The organism is Polaromonas sp. P1_G1 (assembly GCF_056405595.1).
Genome location: NZ_JBFUBU010000033.1, coordinates 1 through 20,399, shown reverse-complemented (window position 1 = coordinate 20,399; position 20,399 = coordinate 1). Strand labels below are relative to the sequence as shown.

Below are 20,399 nucleotides of genomic sequence, written 5' to 3'. Positions count from 1 at the left end.
AAAAAAAATTAGCTGTTGGCCAGGGTCTTCATGGCGTTCATTTCCGCCAGTTCTTCCTTGGCGCAGCGCTTGACGTGCTTCATGCGCGTCGGGTCTTTCTTGATGCGCTCGGCCTCAAGAACGGTGCGCATGTCATCCTTGGCGCGCCATTTGTCGTAGCTGTCATCGCCCTTGGGGGCGGATGCGATTGCGTTTCCCATCACTCACTCCTTTTCGCCCTGCGGCGTGGTTAAACAACTGGTTGCTCGATTGCGCCGGCCGGCGCGATGCCGGGCTGCTCGGCCTGCGGCGGAACTGCTGCAGGCGCTGGTGCTGGTAGGCCAGCCATCGCACCAGATGCAGCAAGCCCGCCGGGCTGGTCATCCTTCATGCCGGCGCTGGCTGTGATCGTGTCGGCTGCGGCGGCCGTCCCTGGAGCGGTGGCAAGCAGGCCAGCGGCAACCAGGGCTTGGTGCATGGCATCCACGCGGCGGAACACCTCGTCGGCGCTCAGCAGCCGGGCCTTGCTCTCGGTCTCCTTCACCTTGGCCTCCATCATTCGGAAGTCCAGCGCCTCCTTCTGGGACTGCTTCTCCATGCCCGCCTTCTCAGCGGCCATTTCCTCGGGGGTCGGCGGCTTGGTGGGGTCGCGCTGGCCGTTGAGCTTGCGGATGCGTGCCACCCACTCGTCCTTGTTCTTGATGTCGGCGCCTTCCACCAGCAGGTCCAGCACGGACATGACCACCTGGGGTGCAAAGGTGGCGATCTTGCCCAGCAGCTCGAACATGTTGTCCATGGCGGCCTGCGCCAGGCTGGCGCGGTAGTCCTGGGTGTCCACGATGAAGTCGGCCTGCGTGGCCGTGATGTCGTTGAGCACCTCGCCCGTCACCGGGTCCACCGCGTTGACCTTGACCCACTCGATGGGCTTGTTCTCGCCGGCGATACGCACGGCCTTTTCCTCGGTCCAGAACTGTTCGATGTGGGAAAGGCGGATCTGCCCGGCCAGCCGGATAGCCAGCATCAGGTTGTCGAACAGCTCCGAGGTGGTCAGGGAGCCCTGGTCCTGTTTGGCATGGATGGCGACACCAGACTGGGCTGGAGTCTCACGGCCCAGGTTCTCATTGGTCACGCCGCCGACGTTGCGCAGCATCTGGCTGTCCTGGCCTGCCAGCTCGAGATTACCCTGGAAGTCGGCCACGTTCTTCTCGAAGGTCAGCGTCGAGTTTTTCTTCTTCTTGATGATGCCGTCAGGCCTGGCCGCCTCTTGCCGCAGCTCTTCCACGTCCTCCACGGCGTCATCGTCCATGACGATGCGGTTGGTCGAGAGGGCGTATAGGGCCTTGGAGCGGCGCTTGTTGAGGTCATCCTGGATGTCGCGCATGCCGCGCATCGGGCCGTAAACCTGCCCGTCGCGCGCGCGCCGATAGCCCCAGATCGGGACCAGCAGGAACTTCTGGTGCTTGAAGGGGCTCGGGCCGTCCCACAGGCAGCGCTCTTTCGTGGCGATCATCACGCGCATGCGCATCTTCACGGCGCTGTACATCTGCACGCCCACGGCCGCGGCAACATGCGAGTTGTCCTTCGGGTCGTAAATCTTCCCGCGCATGGGGCCTTCGTTGAACACCTTCACGCTCTCGGGCACGCGGTACCAGCACTCCAGCAGCTCCACCGACTGCCGGCGCCCGCTGTCGTAGTGACCGTTGCGCTTCACGTAGGCGGCGCGGTCGCCGAACTTCGCGGCGGTGTCGGCCCACTGGGTCTCGCTGGCGCCCGTCAGCTTCTCGCCCAGGTACCACACGTCGTCCTCATCGCCGTGGTCATTGAACAGGCGCGCACTGGTGCGTAGGTACTCTTCAGCTTTGGGCAGCAGGGCAATCGCATAGTCCAGGTCCGTGACCTTGCGACGGAACAGGTAGCGGGCGTCGGCCATGTCCAGCTCACGCGCGCGGCTGTCGCGGAACACGTTGCGCCAGTCCTCGGTGCCGGAAAAGATCATTTCGGCCTCGGGATCAGGGTTGATGCCCTCTTCCAGCCAGCCCAGCCCTGCGGTGACGGTTTGCTTGAACGACCGCGACCGGTGCCAATGGGTCATGTTGACGTCATCGGTGTACTTGATGAGCTTGGTCTTCAGCTCGGCGCCGTTCTCGTCGCCCTCTTCACGCGGCAAGACCTTGTAGTCCTTGCGCATGCGCTTTTCCATGCCGCAGATCCAGTCGATGGTCTGGCGGGACTCGTTGAACACCACGGGAGCCTGGCCGCGCTCGATCAGCTCTTCGGCGTCTTCCGGCCGCCATTGCAGGTGGTCGTAGTAGTCCTCGTCAATCGCCATCTGGAGCCGCTCTTCAGCCTGCAGCTCGGACTCATCCTTCAGCAGTTCCATCAAGGCGTGGTGCCGGCGCTCCGTGATTTCGTCTTCGGTCGGCTCTGCAACCTGGTCATCGTCAACGGTTTGCGACGCGCGCGCGGTGCTGGCTCGGGCTTCAAACATGGTCAGACCCTTTCTTGGTGGGCCACGCGGCCATTGACTTTGATGGTGGCTTCCACGCCGCCCAGGCGGAGCTTCTTCAGGCCCAACGCGTCGGGCATGTCGCTCGGCATGCGGATCAGGTCGGGCATGGCCTCCAGTACCGCGTCCATCATCCGGAACTGGGCGGCCTTGTCGTTGCGGTCAAAGCCCACGGTCTCGCAGGCGTCGATGACAGCCCGATAGAAGTGGTCGGTAGGCTTGCCCTCACTGGCGCCGTAGATGTAGGCATAGCGCTGCGGGATGATGTGCGCGCCGGTCTCCATGCGCCTGAAGGCGTGGAAGATGCACATGCACGGGATGGGTCCGGCCTCGGGGAAGTTCGGGTCCTGCGCCTGCAGGTCGATCCATTGCAGACTCACCACGATGTCGCCCTTGGTGAATTGACGCCAGGCGCGTTCGCCGCCAAGTTCGACGTAAGGGGTGCCACGCGGGCCTAGAAGTGTTGCGCTCATACAGTCCTCCAATTGGTTGATCGGGCTTTCTTTCGCTGCACCATGCGCGGCGGCGTGTAGCCCTGCGCGAATTGGCGGATGGCATCAGCGGCTTCGCTGTGCTCGTCGTGGCGGGGCTTCTGGCTCCAGCACCCAAGGCGGGTGTTCCACTCCTTGCGGTAGCGGGCCATGTGGATCAGGCCGGGGCCACAGGTGGCTTCGTTGAACGTGCACTGGCCGAACACGGAGCGCATGGCCTGAATGCCGTGCACCACGTCGCCAACGCGCGGCACGACGTCCCAGCGGCCGCCCAGCTCCGACTTGCGCAGCTCATCAACGGGCGCGACAACCTGGTCGCCCTGCTGGCGCTTGTGGTCCGCGTCGTGCGGCAGGTAGTGGGTGCCCCACTCGTAGCCCAGCGTGCGAAGCTTGCCGGTGAAGAAGCTGTACGGCTCTCCCCAGCCCTCGATAAAGCCGATGAAGCGGTTCTCGCCGCCTATGCGCTGGTGCAGCCATATGGCCGTGCCGTCGCCGGCGCCGATGTCCCAGAAGGTGTTGACCGGAATGCCGTCCACGTGAGGGAAGAAACCGATTCGGCCCGACTTGCGGGCGGCCATGAGCTGCTCGGCGTAGTAGGTGCCCTCGGTGGACACCTGGAATGGCTCCGCCGGCGTGCTGGGGTACTCCTGCCACATCTTTTCCGGGTCGCCGCTGAAGTCGGCGTCGCGCGTGGCGATGTACCAGTTGCGCTGCTCGTGGTCCAGCACGGTGTTCATGGCGAACTCAACGGCCTCGAAGTACTCCTTGTCCTTCTCGGCGTGGATGATCGTGTTCGACACGATGCGGTAGTTGGGCTCTTCCCACCATGGGTAGAAATGGAAGCGGTAGTCGCGCTCACTGAGGGGCGTGCCCAGCTCTGCCTGGGCCATGGCGCGCGACGTCATGTCGTAGAACTCGCCGTCCTGGCCCTCGGCCGTCGATTCGATGATGGCAATGCCGTCCAGCGGCACGGCCGGCAGGGAGCCGGTGATGACTTCCTTGGCCTTGTCCTTGAATTTCGCGCAAATCTTGCCGAACTCGGACACGTGCAGGCGGTGGATGGTGCCAGACCGCATGCTGGTGGCCACGCGGATGCTGCTGTTGTTGTGGGCGAACAGCAGCTCGGCCGCGCTGTCCCGCTTCAGGGGCATAGCCAGGCGCAGGGCCACGGGCAAGTTCTCGTAGGCCAGCTTCACCTTGTCGCGGAAGATGACCTCGGCTGCCTCGCGGTCCTGCGCGATGATGCCGCAGCGCTGGTTGTCGTTGAACAGGGCGTGGTCCAGCCACAAGATGGCAACCAGCGTCGTGAAACCCAGTTGGCGGGCCTTCAGGATGATGTTGCGGTGCCACAGGCGCGAGATAAGCCGGCGCTGGGCACGGTTGGGCTTGAAAGGGACGACTGTGCCCTGGTCGTCCTGGTCCGTCTTGACCATGATCTTGTAGAGCTGCCCGCTCCCGACGCGCCAGTTGTAGTCGCCCAGACAGGCGGCCAGCTCTTCGGGCGTGCTTGGGATGAAGTCGAGCGGGATGCCCGTGCTGACAGCCTGGCTCACTTGGGCGCGTCCTTCACCACGGGGAACGCGGACTTGCCGCCCATGCCCTTCAGCAGCTCAACAAGCGGGTTCAGCTTCTGCTCGTTGTCCTTCTCGTAGATGCCGTGATGCTTCGCCAGCATGTCCAGGGCGCCCTTCTTGTCGGCCACCTTGTACTTTTTGGTGAAGCCGATGAACTTGCGGTCCTTGCCCACGCCCTCGAATTCCTCCAACACCTCGATCCCGACAATGCAGGCGGCCGTGTCAGCGTCCAGCTCATGGAAAGGAATGGGCGCGCCGTCTGCGTCGAACAGCCGGCGGACGTCGAAAGTCGCCAGCTTGGTCGTTTCGGCAATCACGTCGGCCTTCGTCATCAGCAGGCGCTCGGTGATCTGGTCCCGCAGGCCTCGCACCCTTTTGGCTACCTTGGGGTTCTGCAGCAACAGGCAGGCTTCGGTCCAGACGGTGCCGGGCTTCATGTGCTCGGCGTCGTACACCTCCCTGTAGGCGCGGCTGGCGTTGCCGCTCTCCATGTAGGCCATCACAAAGGCCTCCTGCTTCACCGTCAGCAGGCCCAGCTCGTCCTTCTCGGCCGGCTTTGCCGCCTCCGGCGCTTCCACCATCGCGGATGCTGGCGTTCCCTGCGCTGGCTTCACCCATGCGCGCGCTGCCGGCTTAACGGGGGTCTTCGGGGCCTTCAGCGGCGCGGAAGTGCTCACTGAGCGTGCTTTGGTGGACTTAGCGGCCTGTTTTGGGGCTGCTACGGCCTTCACGGCCTTGGGCGCCACCGCTGCCTTCTTGGCGGGTGCGCGCGTCTTCGCAGGTGCTTGCGGTTTCTTCGCCATAGCAACCACCTCTTCCAAATAAGAAAGCCCGCCTGGAGCAAACCAGACGGGCTTAAGGCCTTTCGGCCACATCATGAGCAAAACCACCGTGAACAGACTCGCCCGCCTCGTGGCGCTGCGTATGGAGGGACCGGGGGCCAATGAATCCCGCTCGGCCGTAAGCACACGTCAGGTCTGTCAGCCTAGTGCTGCCTACATCTTCGGCTCACCACTCACAAATGCAGGCTCTGGTCCTTTAAGACGACAGGTAATAACCCCCCGCCGCCAGAACCAACATTCGTGAATGCAAAAGGCCCGGGGTTGCCGGGCCTTTTCTTCTCAATGGCCTTGTGGGCCGGTATCAGGTTGAGGGGCACATCCGCCAGGAGCCGGACACTTCGGGGCGTTCGCGCTTGTCCTTGCGGGCTTTGAAGGCCTTGGCCTGGACAAAGGGCAGCACCGAGCGCTCCCTCTCGGCCTTGGCGCCGGCGGCGAGCTTGAAGCCGTCGAGCACCATGTTCTTCAGCGCGCGGCCGGTTGCGGCCACCACAGCGAACAAGGGCTGCAATCGCTCGTAGCAGGCGACGGCGACCGCGCAGCCCAGCATGGCAACGGCCAAAAAGCCGCGGGACAGGTAACTTTGCTTCATCACTGCACTCCTTCAGGTATGCCGTGGCTGGCGGCGGGGTTCCTTGCCATAGCGGATCTGGCGGTTTGTCCAATGCCCGGACTCGTCCAACATTGGTGGACAGAAAACGGTTGGACAAAGCACTTTGGGGTAACGGCTGGGGCTCGAACCCAGGACCACCGGCATCACAAGCCAGGGCTCTACCAACTGAGCTACCGTCACACCAAAAGGCGCTGGGGGCAGTCCCAGCACTACTAAAATTAGCCTGAATTTGGCCCGCTTTTACCAGTCGATTCAAGGGGGGTCGAATCGCCCACCATTGGCCCTGTCAAGTCACGGTACCGACGCGCAATCTCCATGCCGCTGGTCGCCCTGTCCGCTTTGGCTGCGTGCCTCATCTCAGCAGACGTCCAGTCCAACCCACGCCTGCGTCGCTCACCCGCCTCGGTGTAGTGCTGCCTCTGGAAGGCCAAGCCATCGGCGCATGCCTGCTGGTGCGCCTCGTGCACCGCGTTGCGCTCCCGGCCCAGCTCACGCAGCGCGCCACGCGCGGCCAGACAGATCAAGGTGAGTTTCTTTGCAATCATTTGCTATCACCTGTTTTCAATTGCCGTCATTTGATGTTCGTCCCAAGCCCGCCTGACCTGGGCGGCGAACACAGCCGGCTCCATGCGGCCCGTCAGCGTGCAGAGCCCTGGGCACAGCAGCGACTGCAGGTTCAGCGCCTTGGCGACGTGCAACACGGCGTTGAAGGCCTTGTAGGCGTTGTCCGTGGTGCTGACATCGCCCGGCGGCCAGTCCATCGTGGGCGCTGAAATCATGAGGGGGATGTCGCTGTGCAAGCCGGTCGGCACAGAAACAGCCTCGCCCACCTCCAGGCGGCCGCCATGCCGGTCCACCAGAATCCAGCACAGCGCGGCCTGCAGGCGCCAGCCGAAGTGATTGATGTAGGCCTGGTCAATCCCACCGTCCATGCGGCCGATGCAGTTAGCCGGGCTCACGATGGCGCCGGCAGGTCCAGCGGTCAGGATGTTGCCCACGGCCGCGTCCCACTCGGGCAGCGCCTGGGCAACGGCGGCCACCACGGCCGGGTTCAAGTCTCTAAAGATGACTTTCATGCAATCCGTCCTTTCCTGCGTAGCTCGTGCTCAACCAACCCCATGGCGACGGTCTCCCGCGCCTCCAACCAGCCCTTGATCTTCACGTAGGTGGCGCTGACGGTCTGCTGGCTCACGTCGCACCAGTCGGCCACCTGGTGCTGGCGAATGGGCCGGCGCACGCCGTCGCTGCCCATGATGGTGCCGCCGAAGTAGCGCTGGACGCACAGGTCGACCATGCGACGCTTGTGCAGACCCTCGCCCAACGCCAGCGCCAGCACGTGCTCCAGCACCTCCAGCTTTGCTGTCAGGTTGATGCGAGAGTCCACAGCGAACTTGGCCAGCATCACGCTCCGGTATGGCTCCGGGAGGCCTGGCACACCGTGGCCGCCTTCGATGATGTGCCGAATCCATCCGGCCGTTACGGCCGCGTCGAGCGCGGTGCGGATCATCTGGGGCTTGCCCATCTGCCTCGCGGCTGCTACCTGCATGCGGTGAAGCATGTTGGGCGGGTAGTCGCCGTGGCTGTGCCGGTAGGCAAAGCTCAGAGCCGCGGTGCCGCTCGTGAAGGTGGCGACTTGCTGGTCATCTTCCATTACTGTCTCGCTCCTTGTGGTAGTTTTTTAACGGCAAAAAGGCGCGCGATCGTAACTGCAAGGGCGTCCAATTCGTCCATCTTTCGCAGCAGCCAGGCGCGCTTCTGGCCGTGCCAGCCCATCAGGGCGCCGGTGTGGCACGACACGCACAAGGCAATGCAGGTCCACCATTGGCCCTGCTTGATTTCGTGGGCGTCGCTGGGCGCGCCCTCCCCGCCCCCGCAGTCGCATACGGAACAAGGCAGCAGCTTGACCAGCCGGACATATTCACGCTCGGCCACCGTCTGCGATGCCTTGTTCTTGGACTGCATGGTTAGGTCGCCGCCTTGGCCTGGCCGACCTGGTACGGCATCCACTGGGCGTAGGCCATCCCATAGGCGGGTTTCTCGTCGTCACCCTGCAACAGCAGAACGGACATGCGGGCATGAGTGTTGCCGGCGTGGTCCACCACAGAGAGGTTGACCATTCTGTCGCCGTGCACCAAGGCAATGCCGGCGTCATGCGGCTGCAATGGGTCATGAACGTGAAACGGCGGGAGGTGGCTATGGTGACTGTGTGCTCCCTCGTGTTGGGCCGGCCAGTACCAGACGCGGCGGCCGATAGTCGGTTTGATGAGTACAGGGGTAGTCATAGTGCAAGCTCCTTTGCTGGGTTGAGAATCGCTTCAAAATCGGACAGCCGAACGTCGCCGGCGCGCAGCTTCAGCGCCAGGTCGCACGCGGCGTCCACCAAAGCCTTGCGGCTCAGTTCAGGGATCAGCGCCGCGGCCGTCTGCAGGCCGTTGACGATGGAGGCCCGGCGCAGGGCCGGGATGACTTTCTCGCCGGCCTGGTCATGCACGGCATTGACGGCGCCGCGCAAGATGCGGACTTCTGGGGTGTTGGCCTCCACGCCCTCGGCGATGCAGGCGCCCAGCACAACGAACAGCATGCGGCCGGCCTTGTTGACCAGCTTGTCGGCGTCTTGGCCGGCCAGGGACAGGATCTGCGCTTCCAGGGCCGTGTGCTGCCACTCGCGGGCGATCAGGGCCCGCTCGATGGGGTTGAGGCCGACCACAGGCCGGCGCTTCTTCAGTGCTGCCACTCGAAGCCCCCCAAGATGGTCTCGATCATTTCGACGCGCTGCATGGGCGGGAGGTGCCGCCAAAGCGTCTTGCCCGCGTGCTCGCTGCGCAGGAACTTCACCATGTCGTCGTGGACCTGCTCCATATCGCCCTGCTCGAGCTTGGCGTAGCGGATGGACTTCGGTACCGGGATAACGCCGCCTTTTGGGCCGGGGTACCAGTTCACGAAGCCGCTGCCCACCTTCAGCCACACGCGGAAGTCGTCAAAGGTCTCAAACTTCTCCTGAGCCTCGAACACGCGCTGCTCCATCGCCATGTGCTTACGGTGAAACCACCCAAGGCGCTCTTTGTGGGTCTCAATCTCGACCATCTCCCCGGGCTCAAGCCGGAAGACCATGTTCCAGAACCGGCGCCACTGCTTCTGGCCGAATTCGCCCAGGCCGTCGATGATCCCGAAGATCAGCCGGCGGGCGGCCGCCTTGTCCGCTTCAGGGATGAAGGTGTCGTCAGGCTGGCGCACCAGCATGATTTCGCTCATTGCCCACGCCTCCGCTCTACGCTGATGACCTCGAAGAAGTCACCGGACTTGGTAATGAACTCCATGTGCGTGGGCGCCTCGATCAACACGTTGAACTCCCGGCCGAAGTCAGTGAAGCTGGAATCAATCAGGCGCACGCCATTCGGCAGGCTGATGGACTGCCTCGTTGTGGACCGCAGGTGCACGCGGTTCACCATGTGCTCTTCCAGCTTGGCGCGATTAGTGGCCGCGCGCGCGCGGTGGCCCCGCGAGAGGCGGAGTTGTGAAGCGTTCATTTACCTGTCTCCGCTGGAGCCTGATAGACATAGAGCATCCCGGCGTACCCGCTGACCACGCGCGCGGCCGCCTGCCAGTCCCAGCAGACAGCCACACACCAGCCTGCCAACTGCAGGCCGGTAATTCGGTCACGCTGTTCCTTGGTGGGCACGCCATCGCCGTGCTTAAACTCGATAGCCAGGCCGATGTATCCACCGCGCGCCACAGGCCACTGCACATCCAGTGCGCCGGCCTTAACACCTTCGGCCTTCAGCTTCCCAGCCACTGCGCCGTGCCGCTCCCCACCGTTGGGTATGGCGTGCATCAGCTCAATCCCGGGAAACCGCTGGTAGGCGGCCCACTCGAAGAACGCCTTCTGAGACTGGTGTTCGCTCATTTACGCTTCCCCTCCGGCAGCGGCTCGGCCGCCAGCACCTTCTTGCTGGCCAACTCCCGAATCTCCGCCTCGCTGTGACCCCAGGCGACTGCATCCGCAAGCACGACACGCCGGCGTGCAGCGATTTCTGCGCTCGTCGGGGATCTGGTCTTGCCGATGCGCTGAATCAACCGCGCCGTGCAATAAAGGCACTTCGGGCTGTCGTACAGCCACCAGAGGCCGTCCGTGTCCCGTGCTGCTAAACAATCTCTGCATGTCACTGTGCCCCCAGGCTGATTTCGCGCAGCGTGAAGCCGGCGCGTTGAAGTTCATAAGATGGCCCGGGCGTCAGCTCGGGCGAGACCAAGACGCGCGCCCACTGCACCGCGGCTGGGTCATGCGGCAGGCCGTCGTGCAGCAGGCGCAGCGCGCGGAGCTGCAACTGTTCGTCGGTCGTAAGGACTCCGTTCATGCAGCCTCCGTGGCATACATGCGGTCCAGGCGCCGCAGCTCGGCAACCTCGTCGCCACCGGCGGCCGCCACGGCGCCGGCAATGAGTGCCTTCAGGCCCGGCAATCCCTGCTCCGTGGCAGCGCCGACCGGGCGACCTGCAGCGCGGGCGGCGTGGCGCTCGAAGATTTCCCGAGCCTTTGCGGCGTTGCGGCTGCGCAGCTCTTGGCTCATGCCGATGGCCGGCACTTCAGGCTGATAGGTCTTGCGCGGCGCACACGCCTTGCACAGCGACACGAACTGCGGCAGGCTGGGCGGGAAGTCCGCATGCTGGACCTGGCACCGCTCAAGCGCGGTCAGTACCACGCCGTCCGGGAAGGCCCGCAAGGCATGCGCCCAAACCGTGCGCGCGCTGCCCACGCCTTTGTCGCGACCACGGTCATCAACGACACCGGTTGCGAACTTGGACAGGAACAGGTTGCCGTAGTAGCCGTGCATGACCTTGAAGACGTTGTTGACGGTCGTTTCGTCCACGGGCTGCTGCGCGGCCTGGAACTGCTGGTCGGTGATGTGGGCGGGCTTAAGCACCTGGGGCTCCCCGTTGCAAGCCATGGTCGAAGATGGCGGCCGCCGCAGCGCCGTGCCTGCTGCCGCCGGCACCGCCCTTGCCCTGGCCCGGCATGGGGTAGAACAGGCCCTGGTGCCCGCCCTCAATGGCGTGGTTCAGCACCAGTTCGGGTTTGACGCCTGCAAGCCGGTACGCATCGAGCTTGTTGACCTGTTGCCGGGCGCCCTCTTCCGTGATCGGCTTCTTGCGCTCCCGGCGGTCTTTGCACCAGCGCTGCCATGTGTCCGCGTCCAGCCAGTCCGGAATCGCATATCCCGCCGCGTCATAAGCCGGTGCGCGCTTGCGCGAACCTTTCTTCTCGACTACGACTTCGACTTCGGATACGACTTCGGATACGGATACGCCTAAGTGCACAACTGCCGGCGGCTGTTCACGGTTGCTATCAATTGATGGCGGATCAGGACATTTGCTCTTTGAGCGGAGCTGCTGACCGAAGCGCAGGATTTCCAGGTACTGCTTGCCGGCCACCTCGTAGACGCGGATAAGGTCGGCGGCCTGGCACGCGGCCAGCCACCCGGCGATGTCGTCCTCGCTGACTTTATCGACCTGCAGCGGGTAGCACTTCGGCCGCAGCAGGTTCAACCTGGCCTCGTAACGGCCGTAGTCGTCCACGATGGACTGAAGGCGGCGGTAGAACACCTCCTCCGCGGGCTTGAGCATGGCGACTCTTTCGCTGCTCAAGATGGACTCTCGAATGATGCGGCTAGGCATGGAACTCCAACTGCTCTGTAGGCATGCGAACGGCGGGCAGCTTGATGCCCTCCACGTTGATGTGGGTGTGGGGGCACTTGATGCGCCCAGACACCTGAATGCGACCATCGGCAACCATGGCGTTCACGCGGGCCGCGACGGTGCTGGTCTCCATGCCCGTCAGGACTGCGATCTGTCGGCGGCTATAGACCTTGTCCGGCTGCATCGTGGCCAAGATGGTCTCGAACTGACCGGCGTAGTTGTTTCCCTTGTGGGCGTGGTAGCTGTCGATGCTGGTCCGGGTGACTGCTGTTTTCATGCTGCCTCCAGTTGCAGCGAAGGGCCATGCCGCAGGCGTTCGTCCTGCAGGGGCTTGTTCGCCGGGTTGATGTCGATGCCGATCCAGTTGCGGCCCAGACGCTGAGCGACCTGTCCCGTCGTGCCGGTACCGAAAAAGATGTCCATGACCGTGCCGCCCACACGGGAGCCGGCCAGGATGCAGGGCTCTACCAGCGCTTCGGGGTAGGTTGCGAAATGCGCGCCTTTGTAGCCCTGCGTGGGGATGTCCCAGACAGTGCGGCGATTGCGGGTGCCGCGTGGGGATGTCCCAGACAGTGCGGCGTCCATGCTGGCGTTGTTCTTGACCCTGGCCTTTGGCTGCTGGTCGAACCCGCGCCCAAAGCCGACTCCGGTGCTGGCGGCCGCCTTCGGCGTGTTGTGCACCAGGGTGTCGTGTGCCCCCTTGCCGCTCATCCATCCAGCCGTTGGCGGAATGCTCTTCCGGGGCTTTGCGCCGCCGCTGACCGGCTCTTGAAAGGCATCGAAGTCGAAGTAATAGTGCTCGGACTTCGCCAACAGGAACAGATACTCGTGGGACTTCGTAGGCCGGTCCTTGCAGCTCTCGGGCATGGGGTTCGGCTTGCTCCAAATGATGTCGCTACGGAGCCACCACCCCGCGTCCTGCAAGGCAAAAGCAAGGCGCCATGGTTGCCCCACCAGGTCCTTGGGTTTCAAGCCTGGTTGAGGCATGCGGTTTGGCTGTGTTAGGGGGCCAATGCGGAAGGCATGCTTACCCTCATGGCCTGACCGCTCCGCCGTGCGCTGGGTCTGAGGCTCGCCACGGCCGTTCATCGTGGGGCGTCCATGGTCTCGCCGAGCGTCCGGTCGAACGCCTGCCCATCGTTCACCTTGCGTGCCCCCACCCGGCGAAGTGTTGACCTTGCCCGCCGACGTGGCGTAGCAGTCGCCCATGTTGACCCAGGCCGTGCCATCATCTGCCAGCACCTGCTTAGCAAGCGCAAACACCTCAGTCATGGTGCTGATGAAATCGTGGATGGTCGGCTCAAGGCCAATCTGCCCTTCGGCGCCGTAGTCGCGCAGGCCCCAGTAGGGAGGGCTTGTGATGATGGTGTCTACCTTGACGCCGGCAGCGATCATCTGGCGCAGCACATCGCGCACATCACCGAAGTGACATTTGTTGAGCCACTGGTTCATACGAGGACCGGCGGCGCCACCACGACGCGTTTACCGTGCTTGAGAAGGAATTCGAGGGAAAGCTGGAACTCGCCAGGCGCCATCGCGCCGTCGTCATCCAGGTAGCGCAAGACCACTTCGACGTGACGCGGGCCTTTTGTGCCGCACACCTCGACCACCTTGCCGCTGGGCAACCGGAACCACTGCCCCTTTGAAACCAAGGCCGTCATTGCGACAACTCCCCCTGCTCTCCGGAGGACTCCGTGAGCATTGGATTGCCCCGGAGCATGCGGACACGGATGATCGACTTATGAATTTCTTTTTCAGCAAACTCTTTCAAAACACGCTCTATGAGTTCAGGGCGTCCCTTGTTGTCGTCAGCGAACGCGAGTGCGTCCAGCGCCTGGGCCAGCGGCTTGGGCAGCATGAAGCGCACCTCTGTCTTTTCGCCCGGCGCGCTCCGGGAGAACATCACGTCGTCGTCCATTTGTCAGCCCTCCTGCTGTGCCGTTGCCAGCCCGGCAGCCTTCACGCGGGCCGCTTGCTCGAGTTCATCGTGAAGCGACTCCAGCGCCCGGTAGTTACGCGACATGACGTCGTCAACCTCCCCCCGCTCGATCTTGGAGACCGTCGGCTGGGGGATACCGGTCTTTTCGAAGATCTGGCTCTGGGTGAGCCCGTGTGCGCGTATGGCAAGTACCAAGTCTTTGGGTTCCATGCAATTATTCCTTTGAGACTATTTTAGGTAGTCTTTTATGAATATGCAAGTGTGCATAAATGCGCCCGTGGATTCACCTGACTCATTCGAAACCCTCGCGCAGCGCCTACGATTCGCCCGGAAGACCCGCGGCCTATCGCAGGACGCGCTCGCCGACTTATCCGGCGTCAAGCAGTCGGACATATCAAAGATCGAACGCGGCACCGTTCAGAAGCCTTCCAGCCTGCTGCAGCTCGCCCGCGCGCTGAAGATCAATGCCTACTGGCTCGATGTCGGCGACGGCGAGTGGGAAAGCCAGACCGCGCCGGCTCAGCCGGCCAAGGCGAAACAGGACACGCCAGGCGATTCGCTCACCGTTCCCCTACTCTCTGTGCGTGCCTCTATGGGCGCAGGTGAAATCAGCCACATAGAGGACGTGATGGTCGGCGCCCTGCAGCTCTCAAAAACATGGGTGCACGAGTCCATCCGCAAGCTGAGCAAGCCGGACAACCTGCGCTTCATCAATGCCTACGGCGATTCGATGTTCCCGACCTTCTCCAGCGGCGACGTGCTGCTGGTGGATGGCGGCGTGAAGACAGTGGATGTCGATGGCATCTTCGTGTTGCAGGCTCAAGACCGACTCTTCATCAAGCGCGTGCGGCAGCGCCTGGGCGGCGGCTACGAGATAAGCAGCGACAACCCCAACGTCAAAACCGTGGACGTGCTGGACGGCGAACACAGTGTGGAGGTGCTGGGCCGCGTGGTGTGGGTCTGGAACGGTCGAAAGCTATGAAAAAAATAGCAACGTTCGCATATCTGGCGCTGCTTAGCGGACTTTGCTTTGCCGATCGGTACGGCGTGGATGAGGCACTTTCTGAGTCGGCCGGCGGAGGCGGCGCTAATGGCGCGATATTCCTCATCATCGGAGCCGTGGCCGGCTTCGCCTACTCCGAGGCCAAGAGCTACCAGACTACCCCCTGCGTGGCCGTAGGGGCCGTTGGCGGCCTATTCCTGGGCTGGGTGCTGCTGGCACTGGTCTAGCCCGCTTCCAGCGCCTCATAGCGCCTGACCATCCAACCCGCTGCGGCGGGTTTTTTGTCGTTCTTTGTAAAGATTTATTCCCATTTATTCTTTTACGCTTGACTAGATTTATTCTTTGCGGAATAATTTACCGAAACGCCCAATCCCGGGCTCTTTCGGAGGTCAGTAAATGGACACAGCAGCTCAAGACGGCGCGCCCACGGCGCCGCTCTTCAACACGCTGAAGGAGGCAGAAGCAGTGCGGGCAGTGACGCCCACCAACTGCCATTTACCCAATGCCATCCGCGCAGCACTCGCACCCTTCGCGCCACCCCAAAGCGAAATTCACCACGTGGTGGTCAACCACCAGGAAATCGACAAAGAGTTGATGGCCAAGGGGCATGAGCCTTTGAACACCGAGCAGATCGAATGCCTGAACGATCCGCTGCTGGCTGACGAAGCGGCCGACATGCTCGAAGACCTGCAGGCCCGCTGCGGCGTAAGTCAGGCCGCATGTGAAGCTGCGCTTCCAAACCAGGCACTGGGCAATGCAGACCGCATCGACATCGACATGGCGATGCACCGCTACAAGACGAGCGGCGCCCAGCGTCAATACGAAGATGATCTGTTGACGGGTGCGAAGTCGCGTTACGGCCGGGGCGTTTACTAATGAGCGCGGTCAACGTGAGGACGGGCAAGCCATTGCCTCCGGGTGTTGTGGCGGGCCAGCCCGTAAACGCCCAGGGCAGCTACTTCGCTGCTGACGGCACGTTCATGAATGCGGACGGCACTCGCAGCATTTTCGACGACGTGGACGAAGACGGCTCCGAGCCCTGGATCGGCGTTGACATGGGCCGGGAGGAAACGCAGCCCGTCGTGCTGACCGACGCTATGCGCGCCGACGCTGCTGCATTGGCAGGTGCCACCAGCCTGGAAGGCGAAGAGTCATGAAGCTCTGTCGCATCAAGGTCTATCTGTGCGACCGCGTGATGGCGGGCATTGACCTGTTCGCCTCGTCTGGCGATGCCTGGGCCGAGGCCAACAGGCAGTACCCGGCCGCCCGGGTCATTACGGTGACGGTGCTATGAGCGCGCCCACAACCAAGCAGGCGCCTCCCCGGCTGCCCTCCACCTTCAAGCCCACGTTCGACGTGCGCTACGTCGCGCAGGCGTGGTACCGCCGCGTGCCGCCCATGACCCTGTTCGTTGCCGTGGGCGCCGCCGGCGGCCTGTGCATCGGCCTGTATCGCCACTTTTTTTAACCGGAGGAACCCATGGCAACGCCATCAATAGAAGAACGCGTCCGCAAGGTGCTGGCAAACCAGCACGCCGTGGACGAAGCACTGATCGTCAACACCGCGTCGCTGAACTCGCCTGCGCCAGATACCAACGGCGACAGCCTGGACCGCGTGGAAACCATCATGGGACTCGAAGACGAGTTCGGCATCGAGATCCCCGACTGGGACGCCGACAACCTGGTCACGGTCCAGAACGCCATCGACTACTGCGCCAAGCCGCAGCTCAAGAAGACCGCGTATTCGCGCAATCCCCCCACCTTCAACTGACCCCATCAACTACCGAGGCTCCCCAATGGAAGAGAACGACATCCTCACGGCCGATGGCGGCACCGTGGCCCTGCTCAACAAGGGCGAAATCGACATGCAAATTGCCACCGCGCACAAATACCCGCGCAGCGTGGTGAGGTTCCGCAACGAGGTGTTGCAGATGGTGACGCTCAACGAGCAGATAGCCGGTGAATGCGTCTACGCCCTGCCGCGCAAGGAAAAGGACAAGGACACCAACCAGTGGGTGACCAAGACCATTGAAGGCCCGAGCGCCCGATTCGCCGAGGTAGTTGCCAGCGCCTGGGGAAACAGCCGCGCCGGCGCCCGCGTCGTCAGCGATCAGGGCGATTTTGTGACCGCTCAAGGCGTGTTCCATGACCTCGAACGCAACGTCGCCATCACTTACGAAGTGCAGCGGCGCATCACTGGCGCGAACGGGCAGCGCTACAAGTCCGACATGATCGGCGTGACTGCCAACGCGGCATGCTCCATCGCGCTGCGCAATGCCATCCTGAAGGGCGTGCCGAAGGCCTTTTGGGCGGATATGTACGACGCCGCCCGTCAGTGCATCATGGGTGACATCAAGACGCTGGCGAATCGCCGCTCTGATGCGATTGCCCGCTTCCAGCGCTTCGGCATCCTGCCCGCCCAAATTTACGAGCGCCTTGAGATTGCCGGCATTGAGGACATTACCCTCGAACACCTGGTGACGTTGCGCGGCCTCATGACCGCCATCAAGGAAGGCGACACCACGCCAGAGCAGGCTTTCGCCAAGGAAGCCGCCGGCACCGCCGCACCCGCGCCACGTTCCAAGAGCGAGTCCGCCAAGGCCGCCAGCGCCGCCGCACCGGCAGCAGCGCCGGCGGCGCCAGCGTCGGAACCTGCAGCAAAGCCCGTTACCACAGGCCAAGCCGGTGAACTTTTCACCAACGCCGCGGCCGCCGCCGACAAGGGCACCGGTGAACTCTCAAAACCTACCGACAGCCAGGTCAAGTTCATCAAGACCAAGATCGCCGCGCTGGAGCTTCCCGAAAGCGCAGTGCAGGCCATGCTGCTGCGCCTGGGCGCACTGTCCCTTGATGACCTCACCTTCGAGCAATTCGACACCGTGCGTGCCGAACTGCTGGCAATGGAATGAGCCAGCTTCACTTTGATGCGGAAAGCCACCGGTACACGGTGGACGGCGTGGTGCTGCCCAGCGTCACGCAGATCCTGAAGCCGCTCTATTCCTTCCACGGCGTGCCGGCCGAGGTGCTGGAAGCCAAGGCTGCGCTGGGCACGGCCGTGCATCGCGCCTGCGAACTGCTGGACAACGATGACCTCGACCAGGAATCGGAAGAAGGCAAGGCGGGGCTGGAGCCAATCGCGGGCTACCTCGCCGGCTACGTCAAGTTCAAGGCCGAGCTGCGCCCCGTGGTGCTCGAGAACGAAACCCAGCTCCATCACCCCGTCCACCACTACGCCGGCACCATCGACCGCCGCTACACGATCAACCGCGACCTGTGGGACATCGACCTGAAAAGCACGGTCGCCATGAGCCCGGTTGTGGGCCTCCAGACGGCTGCCTACAGCGAACTGCTGCGGGCCAGGGGCGACCGACGCAAGGCCCGCCGCGGCGCGCTGCAGCTCTTCCCAGACGGCAAATACAAGTTGTGGGAGTTCCTCGAACCCAGCGACCTCGCCGTCTTCCTCTCCCTCCTCAACGTGTATCGCTTCAAAGAAAGGCACTCCCTATGACCACCGACACCCTGGACGCGCCAGTTGCGGCCAACAGTAATACCGCTGCACCCGCCGACGACATCTTCACGCCCGTGAAAGCCCTGGCAATGCCCGACACCATGGCGGCCCAGCGCACCGCCAACAACGCCGTCCGCATGGCCGAAGGCTTCGTCATCACCAGCCAGGAAGACTTCGCCCTGGCGGCCGAAGAGCTGGCTTCGATCAAGGGCAAGTGGAACAAGATGGAAGCGCAGCGCACGTCCATCACCGGCCCCATGAACAAGGCACTGGACGCCATCAACGCCCTTTTCAAGGGTCCCATGTCGCTGTTGAAACAGGCCGAGGTAACGCTGAAGGCATCCATGCTGGCGTTCAGCGAAGAGCAAGAGCGCAAGGCGGCCGCAGAGAAGAAGAAGCGGGATGAAGAAGCCGCCGCCGCGCAAAAGATCATTGACGATCAGGCGCGCGAAGTCGAGGCCCGCGCCATCGCCGAGCGTCAGCGGCTGGCTGACATTGCGGCCGACCGTACCCGCGAAGACGCCAAAAAGCTCGAAGAGCTTGAGCAACAGGCCGTTGCAGCTCAGCAGAGTGGCAACGCCGAAGAGGTGGAGGCCATCCAGGAGCAAATCGGCATGCTGGTGGAGACCGGCGACCTCGCCTCCCGGCAAGAGCGCCAGCTTTCCGCTCAGATTGACGAACAGGCCACCGTGCAGGCCGCGAACCTGCGCGCGGCATCGACGGCCAGCACCAGCATGGTTTCGACTTACTCCGCGCCCGCCCGCGTCGCCGGCGTCAGCAAGTCGGTCACCTACGACTGGGAGCTGCTGGACATCGCCAAGCTGGTGAAGCACATCGCTGAAAACCCAGCGCTGGCCAGCCTCGTGACTGTGGACAGCGTGAAGATGCGCGCCTACGTCAAGGGCCTGGGTGCCAACACCAACCTGCCGGGCGTGCGCGTCTTCAGCAAGGGCTCCATTTCCTCCCGCGCTAAAGCCTGAGCGCGGATTCCTCAACCGTTTCTCCACTACCGAAAGCACATATGTCCTCAAAGGCATTTTCCGTTCTGCTCAATGAGCTGAACGAAGGCTCCACGCACGCGGCACTGACCGCCGACCTGGCCGAACTGCTGCGCACCGTCCAAAACACGGGCCGCGGCGGTTCGCTGACCCTCAAGGTCAAAGTGGCCCCAGCCACGAAGAGCAGCTCTGCGGGATCGGTCGACAAGATCACGATCACCGCCGACCGCAAGCTGGAACTGCCGAAACCCGAGCAGCCCAGCGACTTCTTCTGGCTCACCGAAGACGGTGAAACCAGCCGCAACCACCCACGTCAGCACAGCCTCGAGCTGCGCGAAGTGGGCTCCACCAACGGCGTCACGTCCGCCAACCTCAAGAAAGCTTCCTAAATCATGGATACCCCAATCATCAAGCAGGACGCCGCCGCGCTGGCCGCCACCCTCATGGCGGCCTCGATGGCACCGCACAAAATTGGCGAAGCCCATTTCCTGGTGCTGCCTTCTGGCTATCAGCAGCAGGAAATCACCAATGCCATCGAGAAGGCCAACCCGACGCCGAAGCGCAAGAGCGGCACGGTCTGCCTGGGCGACGTGCCGAGCTTGCTGCAATACCTGACCGACCAGGCGAAGCCCAACAACGGCTACGTCTACGCCGACGTGGACGCGCGCACGATCACCGCCGTTTTCAATGACCATCGCGGCGTTGAAATGCCGGGCTGGCGCGACCACCGTGCGGTATTCAAGGCCGAACTCACGCCCGAGTTCAAGCTTTGGCTGGAGAACAGCGGCAAGCCGATGTCGCAAACCGACTTTGCCGAGTTCATCGAAGACAACTTTGCCGACATCGCCGGCGATGACGCCGGCATGTTGCTCAACGTGGCGACCACCATCCAGGCAAGCACCGGTATCAACTTCGCATCTGCAAAGCGCCTGCAGGACGGCCAGGTCCAGTTGACCTACAACGAAGTCATCGACGCGACCGCCGGCGCCAACGGCGAAATGAAGATCCCGCAGAAGTTCACGCTGGGCGTGCGCATCTTCAAAAACGGTGGCGGCTATGCCCTCACTGCGCGGCTGAAGTACCGCCTGGCTTCCGGCTCTGTGAAATTCTTTTACGAGCTGGAGCGCGCCGAGCGCGCCATCGAAGACGCATTCAACGGCTACGTCGAAGAGGTGCGCAACCACGAAAGCAAATACACGGTCCTGATCGGCAAGGCCTAACCAGCAACCCGGCCGCGCGCGCAGGGAGCGCGCGGCC

Annotated in this window: 34 protein-coding genes and 1 tRNA gene; 12 read left to right on the top strand and 23 right to left on the bottom strand. The window is 63.2% G+C overall.

Going from position 1 to position 20,399, the window contains the following annotated elements:
- Positions 1 to 8 precede the first annotated feature (8 nt).
- The 23 genes from AC1D1Y_RS17225 to AC1D1Y_RS17115 form a co-directional block, all read right to left on the bottom strand.
- Positions 9 to 200: a hypothetical protein gene (locus AC1D1Y_RS17225; protein WP_477683388.1), complete on the bottom strand. Its 192-nt coding sequence runs from the start codon at positions 198 to 200 to the stop codon at positions 9 to 11.
- A gap of 29 nt (positions 201 to 229) precedes the next feature.
- Entirely contained in the window at positions 230 to 2,467 is a 2,238-nt protein-coding gene (locus AC1D1Y_RS17220) for a portal protein (RefSeq protein ID WP_477683387.1), read from the bottom strand.
- Positions 2,468 to 2,469: 2 nt separating this feature from the next.
- Positions 2,470 to 2,958, bottom strand: a complete 489-nt coding sequence (locus tag AC1D1Y_RS17215; RefSeq protein ID WP_477683386.1) for a hypothetical protein — start codon at positions 2,956 to 2,958, stop codon at positions 2,470 to 2,472.
- Positions 2,955 to 4,529 carry a terminase gene (locus AC1D1Y_RS17210; protein WP_477683385.1) on the bottom strand — a complete coding sequence of 525 codons (1,575 nt, stop codon included), beginning with the start codon at positions 4,527 to 4,529 and terminating at the stop codon, positions 2,955 to 2,957. Before AC1D1Y_RS17210 ends, AC1D1Y_RS17215 begins: the two co-directional genes overlap by 4 nt.
- On the bottom strand, positions 4,526 to 5,428 hold the full coding sequence (locus AC1D1Y_RS17205) for a terminase small subunit (protein ID WP_477683384.1): 903 nt from the start codon (positions 5,426 to 5,428) through the stop codon (positions 4,526 to 4,528). Before AC1D1Y_RS17205 ends, AC1D1Y_RS17210 begins: the two co-directional genes overlap by 4 nt.
- A gap of 265 nt (positions 5,429 to 5,693) precedes the next feature.
- On the bottom strand, positions 5,694 to 5,981 hold the full coding sequence (locus tag AC1D1Y_RS17200) for a hypothetical protein (RefSeq protein ID WP_477683383.1): 288 nt from the start codon (positions 5,979 to 5,981) through the stop codon (positions 5,694 to 5,696).
- Between the two features lie 125 nt (positions 5,982 to 6,106).
- Positions 6,107 to 6,182 (bottom strand) — tRNA-His (locus tag AC1D1Y_RS17195).
- A gap of 371 nt (positions 6,183 to 6,553) precedes the next feature.
- Positions 6,554 to 7,078 (bottom strand): macro domain-containing protein, encoded by a 525-nt coding sequence (locus AC1D1Y_RS17190; RefSeq protein WP_477683382.1) that lies wholly within the window; start codon positions 7,076 to 7,078, stop codon positions 6,554 to 6,556.
- Positions 7,075 to 7,653, bottom strand: a complete 579-nt coding sequence (locus tag AC1D1Y_RS17185) for a hypothetical protein (RefSeq protein WP_477683381.1) — start codon at positions 7,651 to 7,653, stop codon at positions 7,075 to 7,077. The genes AC1D1Y_RS17190 and AC1D1Y_RS17185 overlap by 4 nt, the downstream gene beginning before the upstream one ends.
- Complete coding sequence (locus AC1D1Y_RS17180) at positions 7,653 to 7,964, bottom strand: hypothetical protein (protein ID WP_477683380.1); 312 nt, start codon at positions 7,962 to 7,964, stop codon at positions 7,653 to 7,655. Before AC1D1Y_RS17180 ends, AC1D1Y_RS17185 begins: the two co-directional genes overlap by 1 nt.
- A 2-nt stretch (positions 7,965 to 7,966) precedes the next feature.
- Positions 7,967 to 8,119 (bottom strand): hypothetical protein, encoded by a 153-nt coding sequence (locus AC1D1Y_RS17175; RefSeq protein WP_477683379.1) that lies wholly within the window; start codon positions 8,117 to 8,119, stop codon positions 7,967 to 7,969.
- A gap of 161 nt (positions 8,120 to 8,280) precedes the next feature.
- Positions 8,281 to 8,736, bottom strand: coding sequence for a hypothetical protein (locus AC1D1Y_RS17170; RefSeq protein ID WP_477683378.1), 456 nt, complete (start codon positions 8,734 to 8,736; stop codon positions 8,281 to 8,283).
- Positions 8,724 to 9,254: a DUF1367 family protein gene (locus tag AC1D1Y_RS17165; protein ID WP_477683377.1), complete on the bottom strand. Its 531-nt coding sequence runs from the start codon at positions 9,252 to 9,254 to the stop codon at positions 8,724 to 8,726. The genes AC1D1Y_RS17170 and AC1D1Y_RS17165 overlap by 13 nt, the downstream gene beginning before the upstream one ends.
- Positions 9,251 to 9,529: a hypothetical protein gene (locus AC1D1Y_RS17160; protein ID WP_477683376.1), complete on the bottom strand. Its 279-nt coding sequence runs from the start codon at positions 9,527 to 9,529 to the stop codon at positions 9,251 to 9,253. The genes AC1D1Y_RS17165 and AC1D1Y_RS17160 overlap by 4 nt, the downstream gene beginning before the upstream one ends.
- Positions 9,526 to 9,906: a hypothetical protein gene (locus AC1D1Y_RS17155; RefSeq protein ID WP_477683375.1), complete on the bottom strand. Its 381-nt coding sequence runs from the start codon at positions 9,904 to 9,906 to the stop codon at positions 9,526 to 9,528. The genes AC1D1Y_RS17160 and AC1D1Y_RS17155 overlap by 4 nt, the downstream gene beginning before the upstream one ends.
- A 256-nt stretch (positions 9,907 to 10,162) precedes the next feature.
- Positions 10,163 to 10,357, bottom strand: coding sequence for a hypothetical protein (locus AC1D1Y_RS17150; protein WP_477683374.1), 195 nt, complete (start codon positions 10,355 to 10,357; stop codon positions 10,163 to 10,165).
- The gene (locus tag AC1D1Y_RS17145) at positions 10,354 to 10,923 is read right to left on the bottom strand and encodes a hypothetical protein (protein WP_477683373.1); all 570 of its coding nucleotides are present in this window, start codon (positions 10,921 to 10,923) and stop codon (positions 10,354 to 10,356) included. The genes AC1D1Y_RS17150 and AC1D1Y_RS17145 overlap by 4 nt, the downstream gene beginning before the upstream one ends.
- Entirely contained in the window at positions 10,916 to 11,644 is a 729-nt protein-coding gene (locus AC1D1Y_RS17140) for a hypothetical protein (protein ID WP_477683372.1), read from the bottom strand. The genes AC1D1Y_RS17145 and AC1D1Y_RS17140 overlap by 8 nt, the downstream gene beginning before the upstream one ends.
- Before the next feature lie 22 nt (positions 11,645 to 11,666).
- Positions 11,667 to 11,972, bottom strand: a complete 306-nt coding sequence (locus AC1D1Y_RS17135; protein ID WP_477683371.1) for a winged helix-turn-helix domain-containing protein — start codon at positions 11,970 to 11,972, stop codon at positions 11,667 to 11,669.
- The gene (locus AC1D1Y_RS17130) at positions 11,969 to 13,147 is read right to left on the bottom strand and encodes a DNA-methyltransferase (RefSeq protein WP_477683370.1); all 1,179 of its coding nucleotides are present in this window, start codon (positions 13,145 to 13,147) and stop codon (positions 11,969 to 11,971) included. The genes AC1D1Y_RS17135 and AC1D1Y_RS17130 overlap by 4 nt, the downstream gene beginning before the upstream one ends.
- Complete coding sequence (locus AC1D1Y_RS17125) at positions 13,144 to 13,356, bottom strand: hypothetical protein (protein ID WP_477683369.1); 213 nt, start codon at positions 13,354 to 13,356, stop codon at positions 13,144 to 13,146. The genes AC1D1Y_RS17130 and AC1D1Y_RS17125 overlap by 4 nt, the downstream gene beginning before the upstream one ends.
- Positions 13,353 to 13,613, bottom strand: a complete 261-nt coding sequence (locus tag AC1D1Y_RS17120; protein WP_477683368.1) for a hypothetical protein — start codon at positions 13,611 to 13,613, stop codon at positions 13,353 to 13,355. The genes AC1D1Y_RS17125 and AC1D1Y_RS17120 overlap by 4 nt, the downstream gene beginning before the upstream one ends.
- Before the next feature lie 3 nt (positions 13,614 to 13,616).
- The gene (locus AC1D1Y_RS17115) at positions 13,617 to 13,844 is read right to left on the bottom strand and encodes a helix-turn-helix domain-containing protein (RefSeq protein ID WP_477683367.1); all 228 of its coding nucleotides are present in this window, start codon (positions 13,842 to 13,844) and stop codon (positions 13,617 to 13,619) included.
- 67 nt (positions 13,845 to 13,911) lie between these two features.
- Here AC1D1Y_RS17115 and AC1D1Y_RS17110 point away from each other — a divergent pair, with 67 nt between their 5' ends.
- From AC1D1Y_RS17110 to AC1D1Y_RS17055, 12 genes are all read left to right on the top strand, one after another.
- Entirely contained in the window at positions 13,912 to 14,616 is a 705-nt protein-coding gene (locus AC1D1Y_RS17110; protein ID WP_477683366.1) for an XRE family transcriptional regulator, read from the top strand.
- Positions 14,613 to 14,864: a hypothetical protein gene (locus AC1D1Y_RS17105; RefSeq protein ID WP_477683365.1), complete on the top strand. Its 252-nt coding sequence runs from the start codon at positions 14,613 to 14,615 to the stop codon at positions 14,862 to 14,864. The genes AC1D1Y_RS17110 and AC1D1Y_RS17105 overlap by 4 nt, the downstream gene beginning before the upstream one ends.
- Before the next feature lie 169 nt (positions 14,865 to 15,033).
- Complete coding sequence (locus AC1D1Y_RS17100; protein ID WP_477683364.1) at positions 15,034 to 15,513, top strand: hypothetical protein; 480 nt, start codon at positions 15,034 to 15,036, stop codon at positions 15,511 to 15,513.
- Positions 15,514 to 15,545: 32 nt separating this feature from the next.
- Positions 15,546 to 15,794 carry a hypothetical protein gene (locus AC1D1Y_RS17095; protein ID WP_477683363.1) on the top strand — a complete coding sequence of 83 codons (249 nt, stop codon included), beginning with the start codon at positions 15,546 to 15,548 and terminating at the stop codon, positions 15,792 to 15,794.
- Positions 15,791 to 15,931, top strand: a complete 141-nt coding sequence (locus AC1D1Y_RS17090) for a hypothetical protein (RefSeq protein ID WP_477683362.1) — start codon at positions 15,791 to 15,793, stop codon at positions 15,929 to 15,931. The genes AC1D1Y_RS17095 and AC1D1Y_RS17090 overlap by 4 nt, the downstream gene beginning before the upstream one ends.
- The gene (locus AC1D1Y_RS17085; RefSeq protein ID WP_477683361.1) at positions 15,928 to 16,104 is read left to right on the top strand and encodes a hypothetical protein; all 177 of its coding nucleotides are present in this window, start codon (positions 15,928 to 15,930) and stop codon (positions 16,102 to 16,104) included. Before AC1D1Y_RS17090 ends, AC1D1Y_RS17085 begins: the two co-directional genes overlap by 4 nt.
- Positions 16,105 to 16,116: 12 nt before the next feature.
- Complete coding sequence (locus tag AC1D1Y_RS17080) at positions 16,117 to 16,407, top strand: acyl carrier protein (RefSeq protein ID WP_477683360.1); 291 nt, start codon at positions 16,117 to 16,119, stop codon at positions 16,405 to 16,407.
- A gap of 25 nt (positions 16,408 to 16,432) precedes the next feature.
- Positions 16,433 to 17,545, top strand: coding sequence for a hypothetical protein (locus AC1D1Y_RS17075; protein WP_477683359.1), 1,113 nt, complete (start codon positions 16,433 to 16,435; stop codon positions 17,543 to 17,545).
- A complete protein-coding gene (locus AC1D1Y_RS17070) occupies positions 17,542 to 18,144 on the top strand; it encodes a hypothetical protein (RefSeq protein ID WP_477683358.1) in 603 nt (200 codons plus the stop codon). Before AC1D1Y_RS17075 ends, AC1D1Y_RS17070 begins: the two co-directional genes overlap by 4 nt.
- On the top strand, positions 18,141 to 19,124 hold the full coding sequence (locus tag AC1D1Y_RS17065) for a hypothetical protein (protein WP_477683357.1): 984 nt from the start codon (positions 18,141 to 18,143) through the stop codon (positions 19,122 to 19,124). The genes AC1D1Y_RS17070 and AC1D1Y_RS17065 overlap by 4 nt, the downstream gene beginning before the upstream one ends.
- A 41-nt stretch (positions 19,125 to 19,165) precedes the next feature.
- Positions 19,166 to 19,531, top strand: a complete 366-nt coding sequence (locus AC1D1Y_RS17060; RefSeq protein WP_477683356.1) for a hypothetical protein — start codon at positions 19,166 to 19,168, stop codon at positions 19,529 to 19,531.
- A gap of 3 nt (positions 19,532 to 19,534) precedes the next feature.
- Positions 19,535 to 20,362: a DUF2303 family protein gene (locus AC1D1Y_RS17055; protein WP_477683355.1), complete on the top strand. Its 828-nt coding sequence runs from the start codon at positions 19,535 to 19,537 to the stop codon at positions 20,360 to 20,362.
- Positions 20,363 to 20,399 lie beyond the last annotated feature (37 nt).

Bases quoted from the DNA above. Each gene is read 5' to 3' on its own strand.
- AC1D1Y_RS17225 (WP_477683388.1), bottom strand. From the start codon at position 200: ATGGGAAACGCAATCGCATCCGCCCCCAAGGGCGATGACAGCTACGAC.
- AC1D1Y_RS17220 (WP_477683387.1), bottom strand. From the start codon at position 2,467: ATGTTTGAAGCCCGAGCCAGCACCGCGCGCGCGTCGCAAACCGTTGAC.
- AC1D1Y_RS17215 (WP_477683386.1), bottom strand. From the start codon at position 2,958: ATGAGCGCAACACTTCTAGGCCCGCGTGGCACCCCTTACGTCGAACTT.
- AC1D1Y_RS17205 (WP_477683384.1), bottom strand. From the start codon at position 5,428: ATGATGTGGCCGAAAGGCCTTAAGCCCGTCTGGTTTGCTCCAGGCGGG.
- AC1D1Y_RS17200 (WP_477683383.1), bottom strand. From the start codon at position 5,981: ATGAAGCAAAGTTACCTGTCCCGCGGCTTTTTGGCCGTTGCCATGCTG.
- AC1D1Y_RS17190 (WP_477683382.1), bottom strand. From the start codon at position 7,078: ATGAAAGTCATCTTTAGAGACTTGAACCCGGCCGTGGTGGCCGCCGTT.
- AC1D1Y_RS17185 (WP_477683381.1), bottom strand. From the start codon at position 7,653: ATGGAAGATGACCAGCAAGTCGCCACCTTCACGAGCGGCACCGCGGCT.
- AC1D1Y_RS17180 (WP_477683380.1), bottom strand. From the start codon at position 7,964: ATGCAGTCCAAGAACAAGGCATCGCAGACGGTGGCCGAGCGTGAATAT.
- AC1D1Y_RS17175 (WP_477683379.1), bottom strand. From the start codon at position 8,119: ATGGTCAACCTCTCTGTGGTGGACCACGCCGGCAACACTCATGCCCGC.
- AC1D1Y_RS17165 (WP_477683377.1), bottom strand. From the start codon at position 9,254: ATGAGCGAAATCATGCTGGTGCGCCAGCCTGACGACACCTTCATCCCT.
- AC1D1Y_RS17160 (WP_477683376.1), bottom strand. From the start codon at position 9,529: ATGAACGCTTCACAACTCCGCCTCTCGCGGGGCCACCGCGCGCGCGCG.
- AC1D1Y_RS17155 (WP_477683375.1), bottom strand. From the start codon at position 9,906: ATGAGCGAACACCAGTCTCAGAAGGCGTTCTTCGAGTGGGCCGCCTAC.
- AC1D1Y_RS17150 (WP_477683374.1), bottom strand. From the start codon at position 10,357: ATGAACGGAGTCCTTACGACCGACGAACAGTTGCAGCTCCGCGCGCTG.
- AC1D1Y_RS17135 (WP_477683371.1), bottom strand. From the start codon at position 11,972: ATGAAAACAGCAGTCACCCGGACCAGCATCGACAGCTACCACGCCCAC.
- AC1D1Y_RS17130 (WP_477683370.1), bottom strand. From the start codon at position 13,147: ATGAACCAGTGGCTCAACAAATGTCACTTCGGTGATGTGCGCGATGTG.
- AC1D1Y_RS17125 (WP_477683369.1), bottom strand. From the start codon at position 13,356: ATGACGGCCTTGGTTTCAAAGGGGCAGTGGTTCCGGTTGCCCAGCGGC.
- AC1D1Y_RS17120 (WP_477683368.1), bottom strand. From the start codon at position 13,613: ATGGACGACGACGTGATGTTCTCCCGGAGCGCGCCGGGCGAAAAGACA.
- AC1D1Y_RS17115 (WP_477683367.1), bottom strand. From the start codon at position 13,844: ATGGAACCCAAAGACTTGGTACTTGCCATACGCGCACACGGGCTCACC.
- AC1D1Y_RS17105 (WP_477683365.1), top strand. From the start codon at position 14,613: ATGAAAAAAATAGCAACGTTCGCATATCTGGCGCTGCTTAGCGGACTT.
- AC1D1Y_RS17100 (WP_477683364.1), top strand. From the start codon at position 15,034: ATGGACACAGCAGCTCAAGACGGCGCGCCCACGGCGCCGCTCTTCAAC.
- AC1D1Y_RS17090 (WP_477683362.1), top strand. From the start codon at position 15,791: ATGAAGCTCTGTCGCATCAAGGTCTATCTGTGCGACCGCGTGATGGCG.
- AC1D1Y_RS17085 (WP_477683361.1), top strand. From the start codon at position 15,928: ATGAGCGCGCCCACAACCAAGCAGGCGCCTCCCCGGCTGCCCTCCACC.
- AC1D1Y_RS17080 (WP_477683360.1), top strand. From the start codon at position 16,117: ATGGCAACGCCATCAATAGAAGAACGCGTCCGCAAGGTGCTGGCAAAC.
- AC1D1Y_RS17075 (WP_477683359.1), top strand. From the start codon at position 16,433: ATGGAAGAGAACGACATCCTCACGGCCGATGGCGGCACCGTGGCCCTG.
- AC1D1Y_RS17070 (WP_477683358.1), top strand. From the start codon at position 17,542: ATGAGCCAGCTTCACTTTGATGCGGAAAGCCACCGGTACACGGTGGAC.
- AC1D1Y_RS17065 (WP_477683357.1), top strand. From the start codon at position 18,141: ATGACCACCGACACCCTGGACGCGCCAGTTGCGGCCAACAGTAATACC.
- AC1D1Y_RS17060 (WP_477683356.1), top strand. From the start codon at position 19,166: ATGTCCTCAAAGGCATTTTCCGTTCTGCTCAATGAGCTGAACGAAGGC.
- AC1D1Y_RS17055 (WP_477683355.1), top strand. From the start codon at position 19,535: ATGGATACCCCAATCATCAAGCAGGACGCCGCCGCGCTGGCCGCCACC.